The organism is Parapedobacter lycopersici, assembly GCF_040395035.1.
GTDB lineage: Bacteria > Bacteroidota > Bacteroidia > Sphingobacteriales > Sphingobacteriaceae > Parapedobacter > Parapedobacter lycopersici_A.
Window position 1 is genome coordinate 67,960 of sequence record NZ_JBEBRB010000004.1, and the last position, 26,743, is coordinate 94,702.

Here is a 26,743-nt window from a genome sequence, read left to right on the forward strand (position 1 = left end):
TCAATATCTATGTCTATCGTAAACCGATTTTCTGTCGCCGGTCCGGCCGGGGCATTATTATTTTTAATGGGAAACCTACTGGCTGCTCCCGCTTTTTCGCAGGAACAGGATACTACGCTGCTTAATGAAGTAATGGTTAAGGCTTATTTTGTGGAGCAACCTTTACTGCGTCTTACGACATCTGCCGGAGTCGTAGCAAACAGCACACTGGAAAATCAAAGTGGTGTTACACTTATTCCTGCCCTAAACACGGTACCGGGCGTACGTATGGAGGAACGATCCCCAGGCAGTTACCGGCTATCAATCCGTGGAAGTTTACTGCGGTCACCTTTTGGCGTACGCAATGTAAAGGTCTACCTGGATGAGATTCCCCTAACGGATGCAGGAGGAAATACGTATCTAAACCTGCTGGATGTAGGCAGCATGGATAAGATCGAAATATTAAAAGGTCCAGATGGCAGCTTGTTCGGCGCAAACTCGGGAGGTGTAGTACTGATTCGCCCTGACGGAATGACCGAGCAGAGCAACGAGGCATCGCTGCGTGTCAATGGCGGTTCTTACGGATTGTTTCACCAGCAACTGAACGCAGATATGCAGCCATCATCGAAGTACCAGTTCAGTTTCAATCAGGCATATCAGCGCTCAGATGGCTATCGGCAGAACTCCGCGATGAAAAGAGCTTCTTTTCAGACTGTTCAACGATGGAAATACCGCCCGGGCAACGAACTCCGTTTGTTAGCGCTCTACTCGGATTTGCAGTACCGCACCCCCGGCGGGTTAAACCTAGCTCAGTTTCAGGAAAACCCACGTTTGGCACGTCCACCAGCCGGACCTAATCCTGGTGCTGTTGAACAACAAGCAGGCATTATCAATAAGACGTTAATCGGTGGGCTTGTGCACAATGCACAGCTGACTCCCAAACTCCGTCATGTAGCCAGTGTATTTGGGCTGCGTACTGATTTCAGCAACCCCTTTATTACCAATTACGAAGTTCGAGATGAATATAACTTTGGTTTCCGGACTTACCTGGATTATGCCGACGGAAAGCCAGGTGTATTTACGTGGCGCGCCAATGCTGGAGTAGAGTGGCAGCGCGGACGGGCCGATATCTACAATTACGACAACAACGGTGGCGAACGGGGTGACGAGCAGGCGGCAGATGCGCTGAAAAACGCCCAGCATTTTTATTTTGCCCGATTGAGTGCGGATTTATATGACAAACTTTCATTGGAAACCTCGCTAAGTCTGAATTATTACCGTTACGCTTTCCGGGCCATCTTTCCGGGAGGGGGTGATCCGAATTATACCGATCGGAATTTTGATGCCGAATGGATGCCAAGGGTTGCTTTATCCTACCTAATTACTCCGCAATTTGCCTGGAGGGCATCTGTTTCCCGCGGATATTCTCCGCCAACCACTGCAGAAGTACGCTCTTCGGATCAAGTAGTAAACACGGCACTGGAGGCTGAAACGGGCTGGAACTACGAAACCGGTTTCCGATGGCAGAATCATAACAGACGAGTGTTCCTTGATGGTTCCGTATTCTATTACCTTATGGAAGATGCGATTATCCGCCAGCTTGATGAAGGTGGAGCGGAATTTTTCAGCAACGCCGGCGGAGTGAAGCAATTGGGCACCGAACTGTCGGCATCGGTATGGGCAATTGAGCCACGGCAGTCCAGCTGGTTGCGTGGCCTGCAGATAGGCACCAATCTTACATTAAGTCACTTCCGGTTTGGTGATTACCAAGTGGCGGACAATGACTTCAGTGGCAATAAATTAACTGGCGTGCCGGCAGAGTCGGTAGTAAGTAACGTGCTGTTTTTGTTTCCGTTTGATCTCCGTGCATATGTTATGCACAACTATACGTCGGCTATTCCGCTGGACGATGCGAACGGCTTTTTTGCCGATGCTTATCACCTGTTACAGGCTAAGGTTAGTTGGACGAAACCAATGGGTAATCGACTCAACCTGCAATTTTTTGCCGGCGCGGATAATCTGCTTAACCAAAGGTATAGTCTGGGGAATGATATCAACGCTTTTGGTGGTCGGTTTTTCAACACTGCCGCCGGCCGTAATTTCTATGGTGGGGTATCGATTGCATATTAAGCGCATGCGGAGCAGCAATCCACCGTGTTCCGGTGGGGCAACATCACGCTCATGGATAATATAAGGATTGCCCGGTCGTTGAGACCGGGCATTTTCATGTATTTAATTCCGCGAGCCGGATTGGCGGATTTGAAAAATAATACTAATTTTGACGCTATACCAAGATAGCGTATTATGAGTTTGAAAGATTTTAAAGGGGTAGTCACCGGCGATGCTGTTCAGGAATTATTTGAAGCAGCAAAAACCCATCGTTTCGCTTTGCCAGCGGTCAATGTCATTGGCACCGATTCCATCAACGCCGTTATGGAGACTGCCAAGGCAGTCAATTCACCCGTGATGATTCAGCTCTCGAACGGCGGGGCCCAGTTCTATGCAGGAAAATCCCTGAACAATGACCAGTTGCAAGCCTGTGTCCTTGGTGGCGTTTCTGCCGCACAGCACGTACATCTCCTCGCCGAGCATTACGGTGTAGCGGTGATTCTACACACCGATCATGCGGCAAAAAAGTTGTTGCCATGGGTTGATGGATTACTGGAACACGGCGAGCGTTTTTTTGCGCAGCATAGCAAGCCATTGTTTTCGTCGCATATGCTCGACCTATCGGAGGAACCTATCGAGGAAAACATAGCCATATCCCAGCAATACCTTGAACGAATGAAGCCACTCGGTATGACCATCGAAATTGAGTTGGGGGTTACCGGGGGAGAAGAAGACGGCGTTGACAATACGGATGTAGACAGTGCCCGGCTATATACCCAGCCTGAAGAGGTAGCTTATGCCTATGAAGCACTCAGTAAGGTAAGTGACAAATTTACGATAGCTGCTGCCTTCGGCAATGTCCATGGCGTTTACAAACCCGGAAATGTAAAACTGCAGCCGATTATTCTGCATAATTCCCAACAATATGTCCGCGAAAAATATGGATTGAAGGAAGAAAAGCCGATTAACTTCGTGTTTCATGGCGGATCTGGTTCATCGCCAGCTGAGATTGAGGAGGCCATCTCCTACGGGGCAATCAAGATGAATATCGACACCGATATGCAGTGGGCCTTCTGGGACGGTGTGCGGAACTATTACCAAAAAAATGAAGGTTACCTTCAGCGTCAGATCGGTAATCCGGATGGGCCGGACTCACCGAATAAAAAATATTACGATCCACGTGTTTGGTTGCGCAAGGGGGAAGAAAGTTTTGTGAAACGCCTCACACAGGCATTTGAAGAACTGAATGCGATAAACATCAACAGCAAACTGTAGGTGGATGTACACTCCATATTATAGCCCGCCATACCCCGGCTAAGGTATAGGCGGGTTTTTTATTTCAACGCTTCAAGTATACTAACCAATAACCAACCGATGGATCAGTTAATTAAAACAATTTACAATGTAGTCTGGAGCGATGCGCTTGTAGCATTATGCCTGGGCGCGGGGATTTACTTCTCCGTCGCTACTCGATTTTTACAGGTCAGATACCTGAAAGACATGGTCAGGTTGTTGTTTGGAGGAGGATCGTCGGCCAAAGGGGTTTCCTCTTTTCAGGCATTTGCTATGGCCCTTTCGGGCCGAATCGGGACCGGAAATATTGCAGGGGTTGCCACTGCCATTGCTTTCGGCGGGCCGGGTGCCGTGTTCTGGATGTGGCTCATTGCATTTTTGGGCGCCGCATCCGCCTATGTTGAGGCAGCCTTGGGTCAGCTATACAAAGAGGTAAAAGACGGCCAGTACCGCGGTGGACCAGCGTTCTATATTGAAAAGGGACTGGGCATGCGGTGGTATGCTGCGCTGTTTGCGTTTGCAACGATATTGAGTACAGCTATCTTTTTGCCCGGTGTACAGAGTAACAGTATTGCTCTTGGGGTCCGCAATGCGTTTGATATTCCTGTATCATATACCGGTTTGGCACTCGTGGTGCTGCTCGGGCTTGTTATCGCTGGCGGCGTAAAGCGTATCGGTAAGGTCGCCGAGGTCGTGGTTCCGTTTATGGCGGGAGGCTATATTTTAATGGCACTTGTGATTATTGCCTTTAACTTTCAACAGATACCCGCTGTTATCGGACTGATTATCCGATCGGCTTTTGATTTAGAGCCCGCTTTTGGAGGGATTATGGGAATGGCGGTATCATGGGGTGTAAAACGGGGCATTTATTCCAATGAGGCCGGACAGGGTACCGCACCGCATGCAGCTGCTGCCGCCGAGGTAAATCATCCGGCCAAACAAGGGTTGGTGCAGGCATTTTCGGTTTATGTAGATACGCTTTTCGTTTGCACCGCCACAGCCTTTATGATTCTCTTCACCGGTAAGTATAATGTCCAAAATCCGGCAGGCGGGTATCTGGTTGAACACATTCCCCGCGCGGAGATAGGGGCTGAATATACTCAGCTGGCTGTTGCCCACCATTTTCCCGCACTTGGCGCCGGATTTGTCGCGATGGCATTGTTCTTCTTCGTTTTTACTACAATTATGGCATATTATTATATGGCGGAAACCAACCTTAGCTACCTCGACAGAGCGGGACGTCACAAATGGGCTGTATGGGTACTCCGTGTTTTGATCCTGGGAGCTACTTATTACGGCTGCGTTAAAACCGCAGAGACCGCGTGGACCTTAGGCGACATTGGTGTGGGGTTGATGGCCTGGCTCAATCTCATTGCTATCCTACTGCTTCGCAAACCGGCGTTGCGATTGCTTAAGGATTATCACGAACAGAAGAAGCAAGGCAAAGACCCTGTTTTTATCGCGGAAGACATCAAAAATGCCGATCATTGGATAGAAAATAAAGACAGACAAGCGCCGTAAATTTCCCGTCTAATCCGTACCTTTGGCCCATGCCAGAAAAAATCATTATCATTGATTTCGGCTCCCAGTATACCCAACTGATCGCAAGACGGGTAAGGGAGTTGAATGTGTACTGTGAAATCCATCCATATAATCACCTACCTGATTGGAATACGGGAGAGGTACGGGGAGTCATTCTCTCGGGAAGCCCGTATTCCGTACGTCAGGAAGATGCACCGCAGATAGATTTCCGCTCGTTGCAGGACCATTTTCCTGTTTTGGGTGTCTGTTATGGAGCGCAGTATATGGCACAGTATTCGGGAGGGGAGGTGGTGGCCTCAACGATACGGGAATATGGTCGGGCGAATTTACAGCACGTGGACCATACTCACCCGCTATTAGCGGATATTCCAGTGGATTCCCAGGTGTGGATGTCCCATGGCGATACAATTTCAGCGATTCCCGATCATTTTGAAATCATCGCAAGCACAAATAAGGTTCGAGTGGCAGCCTACCACGTTAAGGGAACCCATACGTATGGAATCCAGTTTCACCCGGAAGTTACCCATAGTACCGATGGTACAACGTTATTGAAAAATTTTGTCATCGATATCTGTGGTTGTGCACCGGACTGGACAGCCGACGCGTTTGTGGAAACAACTGTGTCGTCGCTTAAGGAGAAACTAGGCAATGACCACGTGATTATGGCGTTGTCCGGAGGAGTTGATTCTACCGTTGCTGCAGTACTGCTTCATCAGGCAATCGGTAAAAACCTGCACTGTGTTTTTGTGGACCATGGATTATTGCGGAAAGATGAATATGAACAAGTGCTGGAATCCTATCAGCATATGGGGCTTAATATCAGAGGCGTAAACGCCAAGGATCGGTTTTACGAAAAACTGGCAGGGGCCAGTGAACCTGAACGGAAACGAAAGATTATCGGTGCTGCATTCATTGATGAATTTGATGCAGCAGCACAAGCCATCCAAGCCGAACTCCCAGCGGGTATTGAGGTAAAATGGCTCGGACAGGGCACTATTTATCCTGATGTTATCGAATCCATATCGGTAAAGGGGCCTTCCGCAACGATCAAATCGCACCACAATGTGGGAGGACTACCGGATTTCATGAAACTGAAAGTGGTGGAGCCGTTGAATACACTCTTTAAAGATGAGGTACGCCGCGTTGGAAAGGCACTTGGCATTGCACCGAATATTCTTGGCCGGCACCCTTTTCCCGGCCCTGGGCTGGCTATCCGGATTCTGGGAGAGATTACGGCAGAAAAGGTACGGATTTTGCAGGAGGCTGATGAGATTTATATCCGTAACCTGCGCGAATCGGGTTGGTATGATCAAGTTTGGCAGGCCGGGACCATTTTCCTTCCCGTGCAGTCAGTTGGTGTAATGGGTGATGAGCGAACTTATGAGCATGTGGTAGCGTTACGTGCCGTGGGATCACTGGATGGAATGACAGCAGACTGGATTCACCTGCCTTATGCGTTATTAGCGAAAATATCCAATGAAATCATTAATCACGTAAAAGGGATAAATAGGGTTGTTTATGATATTAGTTCGAAACCACCGGCTACCATTGAATGGGAGTAGTTTTCTTATCGTTGTTCTGCTCCTGCTGACCGTTGGCTGTACACCCCGGATCCGGGTGCTTCGTCCTGCGGGAAGTCAAACCGAACCAACGCGCGAAACAACCACAACGGAGGAACGCGAAAAAGATGCTGTAAAGGAAACTGCGGCGATAGACGCCAACCAAATTGCACTCTTACTGCCTTTTCAGCTGGACAAAGCAAATCAACATGCGCCCAGCACTGTTGATATTCGCAGGTCAGCATTAGCGCTGGATTTTTATCAAGGGTTCAAGCTGGGGCTGGATGCCTTGTCCGCACAGGGTGTCAATTTTAAGTTGGATGTGTTAGACACGCGTGATGATGCCGCGGAAAATGCCCGGATTGCAAAACTGGAGCAGGTTCAGCAGGCTGCTTTGGTAGTTGGCCCGGTTTACCCTAAAGAAATCCAGGTATTTGGCTATAATGCGTCACTCGATAGCAGTGTATTGCAGATTTCGCCGTTAGCAGCCAGTATGCCTTCGGAATTTGACCTGCCTAATCTGGTGACCCTTACGGCTCCCCTTATGGCGCATGTAGAGGCGCTGGCCGCACATATTGTAAACGAGTATCAAACTGGCGACGTCGTGTTATTTTATCAGACAGAGGATGCGGCAAGCCGCCAGTTTCTGGATCCACTGAAAGCGCGGGTACGGCAGCTCAATAGCCGGATCGATATCGCCAATGTGAATGACCAGGCCAGCCTGGAAAGCAGCGTACACCTGTCGGGGAAAAATCTATTGGTGATGGGTACAACCAATAAATACCTGATCTCACCCATTCTGGCTAATCTGCGGACGTTACGCGATGAGCTTTCGTATGACATTCGCTTGTTCGGTCACCCCAACTGGACCAAGCTCGATTTCGATGAAACGGATGGACTCGCAGGGTTCCGTACAAGTGTAACGTCATCGTTTTATGTAAATAAAGGTGACAAACGTGTCCAGGAATTCGATTCACGCTATCGTTCTGAATTCGGTATTACACCTACGGAATTTGCTTACAAGGGATACGATGCCGCTTATTATTTCGGAAGCTTGCTGGCTAAGTACGGAGCTGAATATAAGTCTCATATACAAGCTGAAACTTATAAAGGACTGCACAATACCTTTACATTTAAATACAACCCGGCCTGGGGCTATGTAAATCATCACATCTGGATATTGCAGTTCCGTGATGGCGATTTTCGCCCCGTTAATTAAAAGCCCCGGCAGTGATGTTATCCGAAAAAAGGCTGTCACAACACCTGCGGACATTTGAACGTCTATTACAGGAATATAATGGGGTAGAGCCGTTAGCCCGCTTCTTAACCGCATATTACAAGCGGAATAAGCAAATGGGATCCGCCGACCGGAGGATGGCTACCCGCCTCATATATCATTATTTCCGGATCGGCCACGCGGCGGGCAGTCTATCGCCAATTGAACGGCTCGCTATTGCAGAATTGCTCTGCAGCCACGAAAGTGCAGTTATTGAACTGCTGAAGCCTGACTGGATACCCTATCTTAACGCAACCTTACCCGAGAAAAGATTTTTTTTAGAAAGGCATACAGCGTTTCAACAGGCAGCGGTATTTCCCTTTACTTCCCTGCTGTCTGCGGATATTGATCAGGAAGCGTTTGTTGATGGCCTGTTTACCCAGCCCGATCTGTTTATCCGTCTGCGCGCCCCGTACGGACCGGACGTATTGGCGGCATTGGACCGCGCCGGTCTGGTGTATAATGTTATTGATGAGCATATCGTGGCTTTACCCAATGGTACGGCATTGGATCGTGTACCTGGCATTGCCGGAAAGTATGAGGTACAGGATTTCTCATCACAGCGGACCGGGCGGTATTTCCGGGCCGCCCCCGGAGAGCGCTGGTGGGATGCTTGCGCAGGGGCAGGAGGGAAGTCCCTGCTGCTCATGGATACTACGCCTGGAATCGAGCTGTTGGTTTCCGACGTGCGGGGCAGTATTTTACGTAACCTGGATGAACGCTTCGATACGGCAGGTATATATTCACCTTACCGAAAGAAAATCGTCGATCTAACCCAGGATGTCGGTAAGGTGCTTGGAGACAGTCAGTTTGATGGAATTATACTGGATGTACCCTGTAGCGGATCCGGAACATGGGCACGTACGCCTGAGATGATTTCGTTTTTCGACAAAGCTCGTATCGATACATTCGCGGCATTACAACGGCAAATCGCCCAAAACGCCATACCTCACCTCAAGCATGGCAGGCCGCTCATTTACATTACCTGTTCCGTATTTGCTGCGGAAAACGAGCAGAACGTAGCTCAATTAGCGGAAGAATTCGGACTTAAACTGGAAGAACAGACGCTATTGACCGGCTATCACCAGCAGGCAGACACCTTGTTCATTGCCCGGTTGATTAAGCCTTAGCCAATCACCGCAATAGGCTGTGCTGGCTTGCTGTGAAGATATCCCGCCATATACGGTTGATGGTCGATGATTCATCCGCGGCAATAATACCGCAGTGGGGGTATAGGGAAACTACAACACCCTGAGAAACACTGACCAATGCGCGGCTTGTTTCCGTAATACGCTGCAGTATGGTTTCCGTAAGCTGACCATTTTGCAGAAAAATATCCCAGGAAGCATCCAACGCCTCATAGAAAGAACGCTTTGCTATTGTAATCCGTTCAACACCTTGTTGAAGCAACCCTTCCAGTATTTCGTTCGTTTTTCCAATTTGATCGTGACTTATTGCAAGGTCTTCACAACAGGCTATGAAGTGCCTGGCCATCCCCAATGTATTTACGGCTAATGTTGTTTGTGCAAAAGGTATAAACGGATACCGGTAAACCGGACCGTCCTGACGAGCGTGTTCAGGTAGAATCAAAAATGCATGCCGCTGCTCTACCCAAACATTTTTTACCTCGAATGAATGACTGGCGGTGGCTTTCAGCCCAACGGTATTCCAGTCGGCCACAATGCGAACATCTTTTTGGTCGAAAAAGAATGATTTTATCAGGGGATTTCCTTCGCTGTCACGCACCGGCTTGCCATCTTGTTCAATAACGCAGTTGGCAGTAAAATGAGTGTTATGCGGCGCGCCTGTCGCGTAATGCCAAATGCCATTCACCTCATAACCCCCGTCTTTAATCGTGGCGATACCCGACGGGCGGCCGCTACCGCCCAAGCACACCTGCGGGTCTGTGAAAATCCGATGCGCGAGCGTCGGATCAATATAACCCGAAAAGAGATTAGCTCCGGCACAGAGTGTGACCGTCCAGCCCAGACTACCGTCAGTGTATGCCAGTTCCTCTTCGAGCCGCACTCCTTCAGGTAGGCTCAGTTCCAAACCGTCAAATTCGCGGGGAACAAATAATTTAAACCACTTGTTTTCATAGATAGTATCCAGCTGGTCCGCCGTAAGCTGGCCATTTTTTTCTGCGTGTGCAGTGTAACCACGGAGGGTTTTTATAACCGATTCGGTGGGCATAAACGATAAATTAGGATGTGCGGTGTTCATCAAATGGAGTCTTTTAGTGTTTTGGTCCGAGCGCCGATAATCCGACGCCATTCAAAATAACCGAATATTGCGACAATGAATAAAAAGAGCGTGAGCAGTGCAAAAAGGTGGAGTCCTTTGTGGGCCAGTAATGGAATGGCAAAAGCATTACTGATATTCAGCAATATCCAGTTCTCAATTTTACGTTTGGCAAGTAGCCACATTCCGGCCCAAGCCGTTGCGCTTACCCAGGCATCCCACACCGGGACGGTTGAATCGGTAAAACACGCAAGGGCATAATACAATGTAGGGAAACCCAATCCCGTGATCAATAAGGTAATCAGCCAATCCTTCCTGCTTGAATAGGATGCCGGTACGGGCGCTGCGCCACGCCGCTTTACCCAGTACAGCCAGCCATAAATACTCATGACCAGGTAATACATATTCAATAGCAATTCAGCATAAAGTCCGGCATCATATAGCACATATACTGTAATTAATATGCTTGCGATGCCAAAAGGATATAGCAAAATGTTGTTCGCCTTGGCCAGCAGTACCTGGACAATTCCACAGCCTACTCCAATCCAATGCAGCAGTGGGGTAGCCGTTAATTCGGCACCTAATTGGTGAATCCACTCGTTTAATTTCATCATGGTATGTTAATGCAGCCATTACATACTTATGGAAGTATTCACGTTCAGAACGAAGCGGCAAATATAAATCCCTACGCCGGCATTATCCGGATCAGGTGTATGGGTAGCAGTGTATTGGGAACGATACCTGCTTTCCATTGGGTATAATCTCAGCTTGCTATGAAGCACCCCATAAGTGCTACGAATATACAGGTTAATTTTTGCAAAACAAAAAAGCCGTACAGTATTGGTACGGCTTTTCAATATCCTGTTATTTCTGATTATGGCCAGACCATTTCTCCGGTTCTGTCCAGTTGCAGAATGGCTGCTGATCGCGCTCGCGTTTCCTTGCAGAGCTTCTCGTCTGCGGCAATAGAAAGCCCATAAGACGGAATCATCTCGTGCAACTTATCAAGGTATTGGGCAGTCTTTGCCCGTTCGGGGAAACACCGCGCCAGCAACTCGATCATAATAGATACTGAGGTCGATGCACCGGGCGATGCGCCGAGTAAGGCAGCGATGGAGCCGTCGGCGCTGCTCACTACTTCGGTGCCGAATTCCAGTACGCCACCATGTTTTTCATCTTTTTTAATTACCTGCACCCGCTGGCCTGCGATTTCCAGTTCCCAATCTTCCTTTTTCGCCGTGGGAACATAAGCACGCAATGCATTTAGCCGGTCTTCCGGACTTTGCCGGACCTGATCGATCAAATATTTAGTAAGCGGGAGGTTGTCCATGCCTGCAGCGAGCATCGGTCGGATATTGCCCAGCTTAATGGATGATGCCAAATCAAGCCAGGAACCGTTTTTAAGGAATTTTGTTGAAAACCCGGCATAGGGTCCAAATAGCAGTGCCGTCTTGCCATCAATCACACGCGTATCCAAGTGGGGAACTGACATGGGAGGGGAGCCCACTGCAGCCTTACCATAAACCTTCGCATGATGTGCTGCAATAACATCCGGGTTAGTACAGCGTAACCACTGACCGCTTACGGGGAAACCTCCGAACCCTTTTGCTTCAGGAATTTCCGATTTTTCCAGCAGCAGGAGTGAGCCTCCACCGGCTCCAATGAAGACAAATTTCGCGCGGAACTTCCTTTTTTTATCAGTAGTAAGGTTCTTTACCGTTACATCCCACCGACCGTCATTTGCCCGCTCGATATCGCGTACTTCATTTGCCAAACGGAGCTTGATCCCTTTTTTCTGTACCAGGTGGAAGAATAGGGCCCGGGTTAACTCCCCGAAATCTACATCGGTGCCAATATCGATTTTGGTAGCTGCCAGCTTTTCCTCCGAATCCCGGCCCTCCATAATCAGGGGTATCCATTGCCTGAGCAGCTCGTGGTCTTCGGAATACTCCATCCCCTGGAAAAGATGGTGCTTGCTCATGGTTTCGTGCCGTTTGCGCAAAAAATCCACATTTTCCCTGCCAAACACAAAACTCATGTGCGGAATACTACGAATGAAACGATCGGGACTGTCGATTAGACGTTGAGCAACCAGGTACGACCAGAATTCCTTGGAGACCTCGAATGCCTCGGCAATCTTTATGGCCTTACTAATATCAATGGTGCCATCGGGCCGCTGCGGAGTATAATTCAATTCGCATAGCGCAGAGTGTCCTGTTCCGGCATTATTCCAGGCATCGGAACTTTCAGCAGCCACTTCGTCAAGCCGTTCAAAAATTTCAATGCTGGCGCTGGGGTGAAGTTCATTAATTAATGTGCCCAGTGTGGCACTCATAATGCCGGCCCCGATAAGCACGACATCGACTTCCTTCACGTTATTCTTTTTATTCTTATTTTTTTTTGTCATTAGCTGTTCTGAGTGCGGCAAAATTAATACAGAAATTAGTTATTTGCCAACTAAATAATAAATACCGGTATATTCCTTTTTGTTTTGGAATAATCAAAGCCATATATCGGAAGTTGGCGGCTGTATATTACAAAAGAGCGGTTTGTCCGACACATTGTGAGGGCCAATTACGCTGCTCCTTCACGTTTTTTCCGTGGACCGAAACGGCGTTTTTTATTTCGTTTTTTTTGCGTTTGCCCCTCGGGGATCAATTCCGGTGATTTTCCAATTACCTCCGGCAACGGAGTTTCAGTTACTTTCCGTTCCATCAATTTCTCAATCGCCGTAAACCGACGGAGATCACGATGATTGACAAAAGTGATGGCGGTTCCCGTTCGTTCCGCACGGGCAGTCCTACCTATTCGATGGATATAATCTTCCGGGTCAGGTGGTACGTCATAATTCACAACCAAGTCGATACCGTCCACATCAATACCCCGGGATAATACATCGGTACCAATTAAGATGGGTAACTGTTTGTTCTTGAACCGCAGCAGGATTTTTTCTCGCTCTTCCTGGCTCAGATCCGAGTGGAAGGGTTGCACCGCCAGCTCCAGCTTTTTAAGTTCACGGCCCAGTGCTTTTACTTTTTCCTTGGTCGACGAAAATACAATAACGCTTTTATATTGACCGCTCAGCAGTATATGTTTCAATAAAGGTGTTTTCTGTTCATCCATCACGCGGTACTGCTGTTGTACAATCCGCTCCGCGGGTTGCGATATTGCAATATTGACCTGTTGGGGATGTTTAAGAAGCACACGGGCGAACGACCGGATTTTCGGAGGCATGGTAGCAGAAAATAACAGGGTCTGCCGTTCCGTGGCTACCTCACGCACAATCCGGTTAATGTCGTCTTTGAAACCCATATCCAGCATTCGGTCTGCCTCATCGAGCACCAGGAATTGGATTTCACCCAGGCGTACAGTGCCGGAGCTTATGTGGGCAATCAACCGACCCGGAGTGGCAATTACAATATCCACTCCGTCGCGCAGTGCCCGCCGTTGCTGCTCATAGCCAATTCCGTCGCCACCGCCATAGATCGCTATGGACGTGATGCCGGTAAAATAGGCTAGCCCCTCTACCTGCTGGTCTATCTGCATCGCAAGTTCGCGCGTAGGCGCCAAGATCAACGCACTGATGGGGGGGCGGTTCGGTGTCCGGCAAATGGCATCCATGACCGGCAACAGGTATGCTGCCGTTTTACCTGTGCCCGTTTGTGCGCAGGCAATCAGATCGTGTCGGTCTTTAATAATGGGAATGGTTTCAGCTTGGATCGGCGTCGGTGTTTTGAAGCCCATGCTATTGAGGCCCTCAAAAAGATTGGCGTCAAAATTAAAATCGCTAAATGTCAACGTATCGAATTTATGATGTTTAATGAATGTACAAAAGTACATATAACTTTTGTCAAACTTTCGTTATCTTCTTATAAATCCCAAAAATGTCCTTGGTTTTTTTGTTTCTTTGCGACCGAATGAACGTTCGATTAAATACATTGGCAGAGAAAAAAACAGCCATTTTTGAGAGCACGCTGCAGCTGATCAAGGAGTATGGCTTTCATGGCACCCCCATCAGCCAGATTGCGCAGGAGGCAGGGGTGGCTACCGGAACCATTTATCATTATTTTACTTCGAAGGAAGAACTGATTATTGAGCTCTTCGGCTATTGCAGAACACAGATTACACAAGCCATTTTTAAACCGGAAGAGGTGTCATTGCCTTATCCGGAGCGATTCGTTTCCATCTGGATTAATTTTGTGACGTACTATATCAGGCACCCCGAGATGCTGAGCTTTATGGAACAGTTTTCTTCTTCGCCATACGTTAAGGCTGTCTTTTGTGAGAACCGCATTTTTTTTCAGGACGAGGTATCCAACTTCTTATCTAAAGGCGTAACTTCGGGCTATATTAAGTCGTTGGATATCAATATCATCAGTGCGGTATTCCTGGGTACGGTAGCAGCTACAGCCAAAAAACATATCAACGGTCATTTTACTTTTAAGGAAGACGACATGAAAAAGACAGTTGCGATTATCTGGGACGGTATCAAAATTTACTAGCACAATTAACTTACGTATATATCTATCAACAACACATGAATAGTAGCAAGCAGGTTATGTTTCTCATAATGGCAGCGGTAGGCTGTTTTTCCGTAAGCGCACATGCACAGGACAGCGCGTCGCTCCCTGAAAAGGCAACTCTTCCGGATCTCATTGATTTTGCGCTTGAAAACCGGGCGGTGATACACCAAGCCGAGTTAGACGAGGAAATTGGTGAGCGCGAAATTGCTTCGGCATTATCCGGGTGGTTCCCTCAGATCAATGCCGATGCTTCTTATAACCGGAATATTAAAATTCCTACTGCGGTAATCGGCGACCAGGTCATTAGTATGGGACAAAAAAATGTGGGTGCGCTGGTATTGCAGGCCGATCAGCAATTATTAAACCCCGGCCTGTTGCAGGCGTCCAAAGCAGCAAAATACATCCGTCAGCAAAACGCACTCAACACGGAGGATAGCAAGATAAATACCATCGTAGAAGTAAGCAAGGGCTACTACGACATACTCACGAGCGAAGAACAGCTGCAGATTGTTCAGGAAAACATCCAGCGTATCCAGAAGCAGCTGAACGATGCCAGAGCCCGTTATGAAACGGGTATTGTCGACCGTACGGATTATAAACGCGCCGAAATATCCCTCAGTAACACACTGGCTGAACAAAAACGGGTTGTCCAGTTACTGGGCTATAAGTATGCTTATTTGAAAGAGTTGGTCGGACTGACTCCTGAGCAATCGCTGTCGTTATCTTTTGATTATGCTTCCATGGAGAGTGAAATGCTGTTGGATACTACCCTGACCCTGGATTATCAGCGGCGCGTGGAATACCAGCAACTTCAGACACAACGGCAGTTACAGCAATTAAATACGCAATATAATAAATGGACGTTTCTGCCCCGGTTGTCTGCATTTTATAACTACGCCTGGGATTATCGGGATAACCAGTTCGCCGATCTATTTAGCCGGAGTTTCCCTCGTTCGGTTTTCGGGTTAAGTCTCAATTTACCGATTTTCCAGGGCGGCAAGCGTATTCAGGAAATCCGTAAATCCCGCTTAATGGAAGATCGACTGGATTGGGATATCGTCAATCTCCGGAACCAGCTCAATACCCAATATGAATTGGCAATGGCAACTTACCAGGCGAATCTGAATGACTGGCGCACGGCAAAGCGCAACGTAGAACTTTCCGAGGAAGTGTACAATACCATCAAATTGCAGTATGACGAAGGCATCAAGACTTATCTTGATCTCATGACAGCCGAAACAGATCTCCGCACCTCACAGATCAATTACCTGAATGCCATGTATGCAGTATTATCCGGAAAGCTGGATGTACAGCAGGCGCTTGGCACCATTGATACGAATAACTAACCTTATGAAAAAAGCAGAATCACAGCATATTATAAACAAGATGAATAATCCTAAAATCGCAGTAATCTTAATGATCGGTTCAAGCCTCGTGCTGGCTTGTGGCAACAAGCAGCAACAGCAGACCCGCGGAACACAAGCAATCCCTGTTTCGACAGCGGTAGTTGGCGAGGAGTTGGTAACTGGCATGAAAACCTATCCCGGTAATGTGGTAGCACTGAATGAGACGGAACTCCGCGCCGAAGTGAGTGGATACATCACCGGCATCTTCGTAGCCGACGGCGCTTCCGTATCCAAAGGTCAAAAGCTTTACGAAATAGATCGTACCCGCTACGCCGCCGAGACAGAACAGGCTAAGTCGAGCCTCGCCATAGCGGAAGCCAATCTTTCGAGGGTGAAGCGCGATGTGGAACGTTATCGTAAACTGGCTGAGCAGGATGCCATTGCCCGGCAAACCCTGGACTACGCGGAAACGGACTTCAATAACGCCGAGGCTCAGGTGGCCGCCGCCCGCGCAGCGCTGACTACTGCACAGACCAATCTCAACCGGTCGACAATCGTGGCCCCTTTTAGTGGTACGATCGGTATTTCACAGGTGCGTACCGGCGCGCTGGTAAGTGCTGGATCAACCTTATTGAATACCATTTCTTCCACTGACCCGATTGCAGTTGATTTTCCGGTTAGCGAAAGCGAAGTGGCCCACTTCAACGCACTCCGCCGTGCTGACGACGTGGTACGTGACTCGATGATTATGCTCAGCCTACCAGGCAGCCGGCCTTTTCCGCATCCGGGACACATAAGTGCCATCGACCGGGCGGTCGACCGCACTACGGGTACCATAACCGTACGTGCGACTTTTTCCAATGCTGATAACATCCTGCTACCCGGCATGAATACCACTGTAAACATCCGAACCACTTCGGAAGAGCCGCAGTTGGTCATCCCGTACCGTGCGGTTACCGAACAGCTGGGGCAGACATCGGTGTACGTATTGACCGATAGCAGCACGGTCGAACAGCGCGGCGTGCGTCTCGGACTAAAGGTAGCCGACCGCGTAGTCATTACAAACGGACTTGAAAAAGGGGAGACCGTAGTGACCGACGGCATCATTAACCTGCGACCGGGCGTAAAAGTGGAGGCCAACGCGCCCTCACATACAAAATAGGACCGAAGAACGACTATCAAGGATTTAGGACAGCATCACATGATTTCAGAAGTATTCATAAGAAGACCCGTTACCTCCATCGTTATCTCGATTCTGATTACCATCATTGGGATAATTTCGATTACTACGCTACCCATCAGCCAGTATCCGAACATCGCACCACCGACGGTAACGGTGCAGGCGACCTATACCGGAGCCGACGCGCAGACCGTTGAGCAAACGGTAACTACGTTGATTGAAAGCCAGATTAATGGCACGCCAGGCATGACGTACATGACCTCCAACAGCACATCCGATGGGCGTGCATCCATCACGGTCACCTTTGACGTAGGCACCGATATTGACATTGCCACGCTGGACGTACAGAACCGGGTTGGTATCGCCGAACCCGCTTTGCCGGAGGCTGTTCGCCGTTTGGGGGTAACCACGCGGAAAGCCAATACCGACGTATTGATGCTGGTATCGCTCATTTCGCCAAATGGCACACGTGATCAGAAGTTTCTGGCAAACTACGCCAACCTTTATGTCCGTGATGCATTAATGCGGGTAAGTGGTGTGGGCGACGTCATGGCTTTTGGCCAGCCTTTCAGTATGCGGGTATGGCTGGATGCCACCAAGCTTTCAAACCTGGGCCTTACACCGGCAGATGTTAATACAGCGATACAGGAACAGAATATTCGGATTCCAGGGGGAAGCGTAGGCGCCCGGCCGCAGTTCAATACCCAGGTGTTCGAATATCCGGTAATCCTGGACGGCGACCTGAATCAGGAAGAACAGTTTGAACAGATTATTGTGAAAACCAACGCAGATGGTTCACTGGTATATTTAAAAGATGTGGCCCGTGTTGAATTGGGTGAATTTGCCTATTCGATTACCAATAAGGTAAATGGGCTTATTTCATCGGGTATGATGATCAATCAGATGCCCGGGGGCAATGCTGTCGAAACGGCCAAGGGAATCTATGCAGCACTCGAAGAGTTAAAAGCCAATTTTCCCACGGATATGGATTATGTGGTTAACTACGAAACCGTATCCGTCATTGAGGCATCTATTGAGAATGTGTTGCATACACTGATCGAAGCACTGATTTTAGTGACCCTCGTCGTATTCATTTTTCTCCAAAGCTGGCGCGCCACACTTATTCCTGTACTCGCCATACCGGTATCCATTATCGGCACATTTATCTTCTTCAACCTATTTGGCTTCTCCATCAATAACCTGACGATGCTGGCATTCGTTCTGGCGATTGGGATTGTAGTGGATGACGCGATTGTGGTCGTGGAGGCGGTACAGCATTATATCGACCACGACAAACTGTCGGCTCCTGAGGCTACGCGCCGGGCCATGAAAGAAATCACGGCACCGGTTATTGCTATCGCTCTTATATTGGCGGCTGTGTTCGTACCCGTCGGATTTATCCCCGGAATGGTAGGACAGCTTTATCAGCAATTTGCCATTACCATTGCTGTTTCGGTACTGCTATCTGCATTCGTTGCACTCAGTCTTACACCGGCTTTGTGCTCTTTGCTGCTTAAACCCATGCAGTTCAATGAAAAATCAACCGGTATTAACCGGCTGTTTTACAAATTCAACAATTGGTTTGAACGGGTTACCAAACGGTATTCCAACGGCGTCCGAAAGTCCATTAAGCGGGCACCGCTGTTTGTTATCCTGCTCATCTGTATTTACGTGGGTACCTATGGGCTTTTTGTGTCCAAACCCACAGGCTTTATCCCGACCGAAGACGGGGGAGTCTTTATGATGGGGGTTACCTTACCTGAAGGTGCATCATCCGAACGTACAGCAAACCTGCTCGATGAACTGACGGATTCCCTACGCAAAGACAATCCGGAAATTGAAAACATCATGCGTATCGCGGGGATCAACCTGTTAAACCGTTCCTTCAAGCCCAACGGAGGTACATTCTTTGTCCAGCTCAAACCCTGGGAGCAGCGTCAGCGCTCCGCACCTGACATCATTGCCGGTATACAGGGTAAATATAACGGGTTCCAGCGGGCATCTCTGCTGCCGGTATCGCCGCCTGCGATTCCGGGTCTCGGTACGAGCGGCGGCTTCAGTATGCAGATACTCGACCAGCGTAGCGGGGATATCAAAGACTTTGAGGCAACTGTCGGCAAGTTTCTTGCAGCTGTCAACCAGCGGCCTGAAATCGGACTGGCTTATACCTTGTTTAATTCTCGTACACCCAATTACCTGGTCAAGGTCGACCGTGAACAGGCAAAACGGATGGGTGTGCCGGTATCCAATGTTTACAGTACCATATCCGCTTTTATGGGCAGCAGCTATGTGAATGATTTCACGCGCTACGGGCGAAGCTTCCGCGTGGTAACCCAGGCTGATACTGCCTTCCGCATGGACATCGCCGACATTGGCAAATTATATGTAAAAAATCAGCAGGGTGGGGTCGTTCCATTAAGTACGCTTGTTTCCTATGAAATCATAGAAAGCCCGTCGATCATTAACCACTTTAATATTTTCCGGGCTATCGATGTCAACGGAAGTGCTGCTCCCGGCTACAGTAGCGGCGACGCGCTCAGGGCGCTGGAAGAAACCGCAGCGCAGACATTGGGTGCCGGTTTTACCTATGAGTTTTCAGGATTAAGCTTGCAGGAAAAGGAAGCCGGCAACATGACGACGATGATATTTGCATTGTGTATCGTCTTTGTATTCCTGCTGCTCGCTGCGCTATATGAAAGCTGGTCGGTGCCATTCTCCATTTTATTGTCGGTTCCGCTAGGGGTATTCGGCGCTATTTTGGCATTAACTTTTCTTCCGCACCTGGATAACAACATCTATGCGCAGATCGGCCTGGTCGCCATTATCGGCCTCGCGGCCAAGAATGCCATCCTCATTGTGGAGTTTGCCAAGGAACGGGTGGATATCGGAATGGGATTGCTCAAGGCAACGTTGGAAGCAGTCAAATTGCGGTTACGTCCAATCATTATGACCTCTTTTGCCTTTATCCTGGGCATTGTACCGCTCATGTATTCAACGGGAGCAGGGGCCATTTCACGGCAGACGATCGGCTGGACGGTGTTCGGCGGGATGCTTATTGCCACGTTCTTTGCCATTTTTATCGTACCTATATTATTTGTACTGATTACTAAACTGGCTTACGGCAAAAAGAAACTTGCGGCGCTTCAGGCAAAATATAAACCGGAGGAGCACATGGACATGCTGCATACGGATGACGAGGAGGAATAATAAATTGAATAGTTTTTAAATTTTCTATTTCAATTCTCCATTAATAGTATATATTTGCAGTCCCAAATCAAACATGGTTTGGAACTGCCCGCCCGGATGGCGAAATTGGTAAACGTTGCGGTCTCAGAAGCCGTTGGGAGCAGTCCCTTGAGAGTTCGAGTCTCTCTCCGGGCACATCAGGTAAGTGTCTCTGTGATAAAAACAGAGACACTTTTTTATTTAGCCCACTAGTCATCTAGCCGGTGTTTGGGTAGTATTCAAGTCCTTTCTTCTCTGCTGGACCTCGTTGGTTATTGCCCGGTGCGGGGTAATATACCGAATGACATGCGCTGGATGCGTATGGCATTCAGGATTGCCAGCAGGGCAACTCCTACATCGGCAAACACCGCTTCCCACATCGAGGCCATCCCTCCGGCACCAAGCAATAATACGGCAATTTTCACCGAGAAAGCCAGCGCAATGTTCTGCCATACAATCCTGCGGGTAGCTTTTCCGATCCGGATTCCCACTGGGATTTTGCCAGGTGCATCATCCTGGATTACAACATCGGCGGTTTCGATAGCTGCATCACTTCCGAGCCCGCCCATGGCAATACCCGCATCACTCAGTGCCAGTACCGGAGCGTCATTGAGTCCGTCACCAACAAAAATCACGCGATCACCCGCGTCACGGATTGCCTTAACCATATTTACCTTATCTTCCGGCAGCAGGTCGCCATACGCCTTCGATATCCCCAATTTACGGGCTACATCCTGCACCACCGCTGATTTATCACCACTCAAAAGGGTAGGGGTAATTCCCATGATCTTCAGTTCACGTACTGCGGCCTGTGCATCGGGTTTGATTTCATCGGCAATGGTGAAGTAACCCGCCAGCTTACCGTCATAAGCTATGGCAATTACCGTATCCGTGATTGCAGCCGTGTTCAGGGAATAGGGTACGTGATAGTGATCAAGTAGTCTGAAATTGCCGACAAGCAGCTGCTTACCATCCATCATTGCCGTTAAGCCCAACCCAGCCTCCTCTTCGATTTTCTCCAGGCCGGAGATCCGTTCCACATTGCCAAGATAACGCTGGATGGCAGTTGCGACGGGATGTGTGCTGTGATGCTCAAGTGTGTTGACCAGCTTAAGAAGTTCCGTTTTATCAAATTGGCTATCGATGACCATTTCCCGAACTTCAAAAACACCTTTGGTCAACGTACCTGTTTTGTCCATTACAACCTGTCCGGCATCTGCCATGACATCCAGGAAATTACTTCCTTTTACCAGCAGACCATGGCGGCTTGCCGCACCAATACCGCCGAAATATCCGAGCGGAATGGAAATGACCAATGCACATGGACAGGAAATGACCAGGAATACCAGTGCCCGATACAGCCATTCGCTGAATACATAATCGGCCACAAAAAAATAAGGAGCAACGGTAATCAATACCGCAAATCCGACAACTGCCGGCGTATACCACCTGGCGAACTTTCGGATAAACAGTTCTGTCGGCGCCTTTTGTGCCGTGGCATGCTGCACCAGTGTCAGTATCCGACTAAGCTTACTGTCGGTATACGCGGCAGTCACCTGTACACGTACCACGCCACTCAGGTTCACCATGCCGGCCAGAACAGTGTCACCCTTGGTCTTCGTATCAGGTTTGCTTTCCCCGGTGAGTGCAGCAGTATTAAAGGCTGCCCGGTCGGAAAGCAACTCGCCATCAAGTGCCAGTTTCTCTCCGGGTTTAAGCTGTATAGTCGTTCCAATGTCGACTGCCTGTGCCTTTACCACATGGGGAATTTCCGCCCGTATCACGGTTACTTCATCTGGCCGCTGATCCAGCAATGCACGAATATTCCCCCGCGCTTTTCGGACGGCTAACGCCTGTACATTTTCTCCCACCGTATAGAAAAGCATCACCGCAACGCCTTCCGGGTACACGCCAATAATAAATGCGCCGATCGTCGCAATTGTCATTAATGTAAACTCGGAAAAGAAGTCGTTTTTCGAAATTGCCCGGAACATATCCCGAATAACCGGTAATGCTACCGGCACATAGGCAATGGCATACCACAATAGCCGTACCCAGCCCGAAAAAAAGGCAGGCTTGTTTAACCAGTTATTATCCAGCGCAAGTCCGCAAATAAGCAGCACAAAGCTGAAAATTGCGGGCATGAACAACTGTAATTGCGACGGTCCGGCACCAGCGGCAGATAAACTGCCTCCTCGATTATCCGGCTGCCGGGTAGCACCCTCTGTACGATGATCATCCGTTGCACAGCAGCAACCGTGGCTATCCGCTACGTGTATCTGGTTGGGATCCAATTGTGCCATAGGTATCTTAAATTCAGGTTAAAGGTACTGAAAAACATGGGGTCGCCAAAACTGGGCTCCACTAACGCAGGGGGGATGGTAACGTGATATAAATGGGATATCATCATTTCGTGAGAAAAAGGATAGCTGCATCAAACATTGGAAATTATCCTTATTATTGCCTGGTTTTTTTATCTGCATCACATGCGTACTTCCAAGCAGGCGGCCATGGGCTTTATCTTTATCACGTTATTGATTGATGTGATGGGGTGGGGACTGATCATTCCCGTAATGGCGGATTTGATCGCCGAACTAAAGGGGATTCCGGTTAATATCGCCAGTACCTACGGTGCTTTCCTACTTTCGGTATTTGCTATTACACAGTTTTTGTTTTCACCGGTTGTCGGGAACCTGAGTGACAAATTCGGCCGACGGCCGATTCTGCTATTTTCCCTGCTGGGTTTCGGCATCGATTACCTGGTACTCGCATGGGCACCTACTTACGGATGGCTCTTTCTGGGCCGGATCATCGCCGGTATCACCGGAGCCAGCTTCACAACGGCCTCCTCCTACATCGCCGATATCAGTACCGATGAAACCACCCGGGCAAAAAATTTCGGATTGATTGGCGCCGCCTTCGGTCTGGGTTTTGTTTTGGGTCCGGCGCTGGGTGGACTGCTGGCAACGTGGGGGCTTCGGGCGCCATTCTATGCTGCTGCGGCGCTCTGCCTGATCAACTGCCTATTTGGGTATTTTATGCTGCCGGAGTCGCTTTCCAAGGATAATCGACGGGATTTCGACTGGAAACGCGCCAATCCCATGGGTTCATTACGGTTCCTGACCCGGCATTCCGAAATCGGAGGCCTGGCATTGAGTTTCTTTCTGATTTACCTGGGCGCACAGGCCGTTCAGGGTAGCTGGAATTTCTTTACGATATACCAATTTGACTGGAGTGAGGGTATGATCGGCATTTCCCTTACGGTAGTAGGCGTATTGACCGGATTGGTGCAGGGCGTACTCACCCGTGTGATTACCCCCAAAATCGGCAATGAAAAGAGCATTTACCTCGGACTTTCACTGTATGCATTGGGGCTTGTGCTCTTTGCCTTTGCCACCGAAGGGTGGATGATGTTTGTCTTTCTGGTGCCTTATTGTCTTGGTGGAATCTGTGGCCCGTCGTTGCAATCCGTCATCGCGGGGCATGTGGTAAAAAATCAGCAAGGGGAATTACAGGGCGCGCTAACGAGCCTGATGAGCCTCACGACAATCATCGGACCGCTCATTATGAACGGTACATTTTCGTATTTCACTACAGACCAGGCGCCTTTTCACCTGCCCGGTATCCATTTTCTCATCGGCGCGGCATGTATGCTGGGCGGCCTGGTTATCGTGAGAAAGGTGCTGACGAAAGAAAAGACCACACACGGGGAGCTGCCCGCGCTTGACCAGCCAGCCCCGTTGGATTAGTAGGTGTTAGCAAACGGGAATTTATCCCCACCCGTCCGCAAAACCATGCGCTTGAAGCAGATCCGCAGGTACGCCGTCCCATATGCCAGGTCGATTGCCCACGTAACCGATATCCTTGACACCCATCTCACTTGTAAAAAAACCGGAAGCAGTGAGGTTACGCATCAAACTGAAAAATGCAACACCCTGTTCCATTCCCGGCGCTGCCTTGGCAGGATACGCGATAGCATCAACCAATTCCAATTGCTGTTGATCTGTGCATGCAGCGAAAACTTTTCCATACCGGCGCTGGCTCTGGACATCCAGCCACTTCAGGCCGCCACGCATCGGTGTTTTGTAGCTGGGGATATCCTTGACCATAAACTCAATGAAATCAGGTACGCCAGCGTCAGTGGCGCTTCCTGAGACCCCGTCGGCCGGGATGATAATGTCTGCTAGTATCGCAATAGTCTTCAGTTCATGTTCGGAAAAAAACTGCTCAGCAGCCAGCCGTTGGTTTCGATCGTGTTCAACGTCGGTTACCCCGGGTAATTTATCTGTCTTAGTAGCCGATCCCTTTTTTGCTGCCGTATCCGGACCGCAGGCGTTAAGCAACAATGCACCGCCCGTTGCAGCAAGCCCGAGGGCTTTAATCGAATCTCTTCTATTCATATTATTCCCCTTTTCAGATGTTCAGTTTATTGCGTTCTTTCAGGATATATTCCGCCGTACGCATGGACAGTGCGAGGATAGTCCATGTCAGGTTCTTATCACCCTGCTGGACAAATGGACCTGCATCCACCACAAATAAGTTGCGGCAATCGTGTGATTGGCTCCACCGGTTCAATACCGATTTTTTAGGGTCGTCACCCATCCGTGTGGTACCCCCTTCATGAATGATTTTGCCCGGTGCTTCCAGCCCGTAAAGTGTTTCGGGTCCGGGAGGAGGGGAGGAAACGATGGCGCCCATCTCATGCAGTATTTCCTTGAACGTTTCTTGCATATGCTTAGCCTGTTCCACTTCCTCGTTAGCCCACTTATAGTGGAAACGCAACACGGGAATACCGTATTTATCGACGCCTGAGGGATCAATTTCACAATAATTATCATAACGGGCAAGTGCTGTTCCGCGACCGGCCATACCCACATTAGCCCCGTAAAAACGACGGTAATCCGCTTTAAGTGATGCGCCATATCCACCTTGTTCCTGCGGCTGTCCGTCGGCGTTTGATACCAAGTGATTTACGTTAGGTACCCAATTCAGGAAGCCGTATGAAGGCATATGCAGGCCACCGCCGTACTCAATATGATAACCGCGCGGGAAATTTAACTTGCTATTATCGCCCCACCACGGTGAATAAATATGCACACTACCCACTCCGTCCTCATTATAACGTTTCCGGTCAAGCAGTTGGGGAAGAAATCCACCCGCACCTGCTCCCGTAGAATCATGAAGATAACGCCCTACCAAACCACTGCTATTACCCAAGCCACCGGGATGTGCAGCCGACTTAGAGTTCAGGAGTAGCCGCGCACTCTCACAGGCACTCGCACCCAGTATAACCAATTTACCTCGTACTGCGTATTCCTGAAGGTCCTGTGTGTTGACGTATGATACGCCGGTAGCAAGCCCTTCATCATTAGTCAACACCTCCCGTACCATCGCATGATCAACTACCGTTAAATTTCCTGTTTTCATCGCAGGCATTACCAGGCACGACGACGAAGAAAAATCACCGTAAACCCGACATGAACGGCCGCATTGCCCACAATAAAAACAGGTGCCACGGCCTTCTGCCCCCGGGAGTGCCTCGGTAAGCACCGAACCCCGGCCGGCGATCACCGGCACCCCGGCTTTCTGCGCCCCGCGCTTGATGTATAGCTCATTCAGCCGCGGCTTGGGTGGTTTCAGGAAAATGCCATCGGGTTCGTTATGGATACCTTCAACGGTGCCATAAATACCGATCATCCGGTCGATCCGGTCATAAAACGGCTTCACTTCTTCGTAAGTGATAGGCCAGCTTTCGGTCACGCCGTCCTTGGGTTTAAAATCATCCGGTCCCATGCGGAGCGAGATACGCCCCCAGTGGTTGGTGCGCCCCCCAAGCATACGGGCCCTGAACCATTCGAATTCCGTACCTGCTGCGCGCGTATATGGTTCGCCATCCAGCTCCCAGCCACCATAAGCCGCATCAAAATCACCGAAAGGACGCACGGTGCTGGCACCTCGTCGCGGCGATTCCCACGGCCACCGTAGCTGCAGCGCATCTTTGGCAGGATCGAAAAAAGGTCCCGCCTCCAGCATCAGCACTTTGAGTCCGGCATTGGCCAATACATATCCGGCCATTCCGCCTCCGGCACCAGACCCCACTACAATCGCATCGTAAACGGTCGGATCCTCTTTAATCTGATAGGAAATCATACTATTATGAGCTGTATATAAGTTGTTAACGTTTAGTGTACCGACGCCTGTTCCCCGAAGGAATAGGAATACCGATTGTCAAATATAAATTTTCCCTGCAATATGCCCAACAATATCGCCAAGAAAGCTAAAACGATTATGCAAAAAAGCTATTATCCAGGGAAATCAAACCACCCCGCAGTACACACTGTCCGAAATGCCGCCGGATACCGTATCGCGGAAGGCAGCATAGACATGCATAGGTGTTTTTATGTGCGATAAATGTTCAATAGCCCATGTATCCTGCAAATCATGCCGGTCAGCGCCGATCTCCCGGAAAA

The 26,743-nt window shown here is 49.2% G+C and carries 18 protein-coding genes and 1 tRNA gene; 12 read left to right on the plus strand and 7 right to left on the minus strand.

Features of this window, described 5'->3' with window-relative positions:
- Window positions 1-9 precede the first annotated feature (9 nt).
- The 6 genes from ABWO75_RS02340 (at window position 10) to ABWO75_RS02365 (ending at window position 8,888) form a co-directional block, all read left to right on the plus strand.
- Window positions 10-2,109 carry a TonB-dependent receptor gene (locus tag ABWO75_RS02340; RefSeq protein WP_353182158.1) on the plus strand — a complete coding sequence of 700 codons (2,100 nt, stop codon included), beginning with the start codon at window positions 10-12 and terminating at the stop codon, window positions 2,107-2,109.
- 174 nt (window positions 2,110-2,283) lie between these two features.
- Window positions 2,284-3,363: a class II fructose-bisphosphate aldolase gene (gene fbaA, locus ABWO75_RS02345; protein WP_353182160.1), complete on the plus strand. Its 1,080-nt coding sequence runs from the start codon at window positions 2,284-2,286 to the stop codon at window positions 3,361-3,363.
- A gap of 99 nt (window positions 3,364-3,462) precedes the next feature.
- On the plus strand, window positions 3,463-4,902 hold the full coding sequence (locus ABWO75_RS02350; RefSeq protein ID WP_353182162.1) for an alanine/glycine:cation symporter family protein: 1,440 nt from the start codon (window positions 3,463-3,465) through the stop codon (window positions 4,900-4,902).
- Between the two features lie 29 nt (window positions 4,903-4,931).
- Window positions 4,932-6,485 (plus strand): glutamine-hydrolyzing GMP synthase, encoded by a 1,554-nt coding sequence (gene guaA, locus ABWO75_RS02355; RefSeq protein ID WP_353182164.1) that lies wholly within the window; start codon window positions 4,932-4,934, stop codon window positions 6,483-6,485.
- The gene (locus ABWO75_RS02360) at window positions 6,442-7,701 is read left to right on the plus strand and encodes a type 1 periplasmic-binding domain-containing protein (RefSeq protein WP_353182166.1); all 1,260 of its coding nucleotides are present in this window, start codon (window positions 6,442-6,444) and stop codon (window positions 7,699-7,701) included. The genes guaA and ABWO75_RS02360 overlap by 44 nt, the downstream gene beginning before the upstream one ends.
- Before the next feature lie 14 nt (window positions 7,702-7,715).
- Window positions 7,716-8,888 (plus strand): RsmB/NOP family class I SAM-dependent RNA methyltransferase, encoded by a 1,173-nt coding sequence (locus ABWO75_RS02365; protein WP_353182192.1) that lies wholly within the window; start codon window positions 7,716-7,718, stop codon window positions 8,886-8,888.
- A 4-nt stretch (window positions 8,889-8,892) separates the two neighbouring features.
- Here the strand turns inward: ABWO75_RS02365 and ABWO75_RS02370 are convergent, their stop codons facing one another.
- The 4 genes from ABWO75_RS02370 to ABWO75_RS02385 form a co-directional block, all read right to left on the minus strand.
- On the minus strand, window positions 8,893-9,981 hold the full coding sequence (locus tag ABWO75_RS02370; RefSeq protein ID WP_353182168.1) for an acyl-CoA dehydrogenase family protein: 1,089 nt from the start codon (window positions 9,979-9,981) through the stop codon (window positions 8,893-8,895).
- Window positions 9,981-10,613, minus strand: a complete 633-nt coding sequence (gene pnuC / locus ABWO75_RS02375) for a nicotinamide riboside transporter PnuC (protein WP_353182170.1) — start codon at window positions 10,611-10,613, stop codon at window positions 9,981-9,983. The genes ABWO75_RS02370 and pnuC overlap by 1 nt, the downstream gene beginning before the upstream one ends.
- Window positions 10,614-10,873: 260 nt before the next feature.
- Window positions 10,874-12,406: a malate:quinone oxidoreductase gene (locus ABWO75_RS02380; protein ID WP_353182172.1), complete on the minus strand. Its 1,533-nt coding sequence runs from the start codon at window positions 12,404-12,406 to the stop codon at window positions 10,874-10,876.
- A 167-nt stretch (window positions 12,407-12,573) separates the two neighbouring features.
- Window positions 12,574-13,797, minus strand: coding sequence for a DEAD/DEAH box helicase (locus ABWO75_RS02385; protein ID WP_353182174.1), 1,224 nt, complete (start codon window positions 13,795-13,797; stop codon window positions 12,574-12,576).
- A 140-nt stretch (window positions 13,798-13,937) separates the two neighbouring features.
- Here ABWO75_RS02385 and ABWO75_RS02390 point away from each other — a divergent pair, with 140 nt between their 5' ends.
- The 5 genes from ABWO75_RS02390 to ABWO75_RS02410 all read left to right on the plus strand — a co-directional run bounded on the left by ABWO75_RS02390 (window position 13,938) and on the right by ABWO75_RS02410 (window position 20,429).
- A complete protein-coding gene (locus ABWO75_RS02390) occupies window positions 13,938-14,501 on the plus strand; it encodes a TetR/AcrR family transcriptional regulator (protein WP_353182176.1) in 564 nt (187 codons plus the stop codon).
- A gap of 35 nt (window positions 14,502-14,536) precedes the next feature.
- Window positions 14,537-15,868, plus strand: a complete 1,332-nt coding sequence (locus ABWO75_RS02395) for a TolC family protein (RefSeq protein ID WP_353182178.1) — start codon at window positions 14,537-14,539, stop codon at window positions 15,866-15,868.
- A gap of 40 nt (window positions 15,869-15,908) precedes the next feature.
- On the plus strand, window positions 15,909-17,030 hold the full coding sequence (locus ABWO75_RS02400; RefSeq protein WP_353182180.1) for an efflux RND transporter periplasmic adaptor subunit: 1,122 nt from the start codon (window positions 15,909-15,911) through the stop codon (window positions 17,028-17,030).
- A gap of 39 nt (window positions 17,031-17,069) precedes the next feature.
- Window positions 17,070-20,255 (plus strand): efflux RND transporter permease subunit, encoded by a 3,186-nt coding sequence (locus tag ABWO75_RS02405; RefSeq protein ID WP_353182182.1) that lies wholly within the window; start codon window positions 17,070-17,072, stop codon window positions 20,253-20,255.
- A gap of 90 nt (window positions 20,256-20,345) precedes the next feature.
- Window positions 20,346-20,429: transfer RNA gene (locus ABWO75_RS02410), tRNA-Leu, on the plus strand.
- A gap of 116 nt (window positions 20,430-20,545) precedes the next feature.
- Here ABWO75_RS02410 and ABWO75_RS02415 read toward each other — a convergent pair.
- Window positions 20,546-22,576 (minus strand): heavy metal translocating P-type ATPase, encoded by a 2,031-nt coding sequence (locus ABWO75_RS02415; RefSeq protein ID WP_353182184.1) that lies wholly within the window; start codon window positions 22,574-22,576, stop codon window positions 20,546-20,548.
- A 183-nt stretch (window positions 22,577-22,759) separates the two neighbouring features.
- Between ABWO75_RS02415 and ABWO75_RS02420 the strand changes: the two genes are divergently transcribed.
- The gene (locus ABWO75_RS02420; protein WP_353182186.1) at window positions 22,760-24,022 is read left to right on the plus strand and encodes a TCR/Tet family MFS transporter; all 1,263 of its coding nucleotides are present in this window, start codon (window positions 22,760-22,762) and stop codon (window positions 24,020-24,022) included.
- A 21-nt stretch (window positions 24,023-24,043) separates the two neighbouring features.
- On the opposite strand, the gene ABWO75_RS02425 is transcribed toward ABWO75_RS02420, so the two are convergent.
- The gene (locus ABWO75_RS02425) at window positions 24,044-24,673 is read right to left on the minus strand and encodes a gluconate 2-dehydrogenase subunit 3 family protein (protein ID WP_353182188.1); all 630 of its coding nucleotides are present in this window, start codon (window positions 24,671-24,673) and stop codon (window positions 24,044-24,046) included.
- 13 nt (window positions 24,674-24,686) lie between these two features.
- Entirely contained in the window at window positions 24,687-26,423 is a 1,737-nt protein-coding gene (locus ABWO75_RS02430; protein WP_353182190.1) for a GMC family oxidoreductase, read from the minus strand.
- Window positions 26,424-26,743: the final 320 nt, after the last annotated feature.

Coding starts and splice junctions, on each gene's coding strand:
- ABWO75_RS02340 (WP_353182158.1), top strand. CDS start 10: ATGTCTATCGTAAACCGATTTTCTGTCGCCGGTCCGGCCGGGGCATTA.
- fbaA (WP_353182160.1), top strand. CDS start 2,284: ATGAGTTTGAAAGATTTTAAAGGGGTAGTCACCGGCGATGCTGTTCAG.
- ABWO75_RS02350 (WP_353182162.1), top strand. CDS start 3,463: ATGGATCAGTTAATTAAAACAATTTACAATGTAGTCTGGAGCGATGCG.
- guaA (WP_353182164.1), top strand. CDS start 4,932: ATGCCAGAAAAAATCATTATCATTGATTTCGGCTCCCAGTATACCCAA.
- ABWO75_RS02360 (WP_353182166.1), top strand. CDS start 6,442: ATGATATTAGTTCGAAACCACCGGCTACCATTGAATGGGAGTAGTTTT.
- ABWO75_RS02365 (WP_353182192.1), top strand. CDS start 7,716: ATGTTATCCGAAAAAAGGCTGTCACAACACCTGCGGACATTTGAACGT.
- ABWO75_RS02370 (WP_353182168.1), bottom strand. CDS start 9,981: ATGAACACCGCACATCCTAATTTATCGTTTATGCCCACCGAATCGGTT.
- pnuC (WP_353182170.1), bottom strand. CDS start 10,613: ATGATGAAATTAAACGAGTGGATTCACCAATTAGGTGCCGAATTAACG.
- ABWO75_RS02380 (WP_353182172.1), bottom strand. CDS start 12,406: ATGACAAAAAAAAATAAGAATAAAAAGAATAACGTGAAGGAAGTCGAT.
- ABWO75_RS02395 (WP_353182178.1), top strand. CDS start 14,537: ATGAATAGTAGCAAGCAGGTTATGTTTCTCATAATGGCAGCGGTAGGC.
- ABWO75_RS02400 (WP_353182180.1), top strand. CDS start 15,909: ATGAATAATCCTAAAATCGCAGTAATCTTAATGATCGGTTCAAGCCTC.
- ABWO75_RS02405 (WP_353182182.1), top strand. CDS start 17,070: ATGATTTCAGAAGTATTCATAAGAAGACCCGTTACCTCCATCGTTATC.
- ABWO75_RS02415 (WP_353182184.1), bottom strand. CDS start 22,576: ATGGCACAATTGGATCCCAACCAGATACACGTAGCGGATAGCCACGGT.
- ABWO75_RS02420 (WP_353182186.1), top strand. CDS start 22,760: ATGCGTACTTCCAAGCAGGCGGCCATGGGCTTTATCTTTATCACGTTA.
- ABWO75_RS02425 (WP_353182188.1), bottom strand. CDS start 24,673: ATGAATAGAAGAGATTCGATTAAAGCCCTCGGGCTTGCTGCAACGGGC.
- ABWO75_RS02430 (WP_353182190.1), bottom strand. CDS start 26,423: ATGATTTCCTATCAGATTAAAGAGGATCCGACCGTTTACGATGCGATT.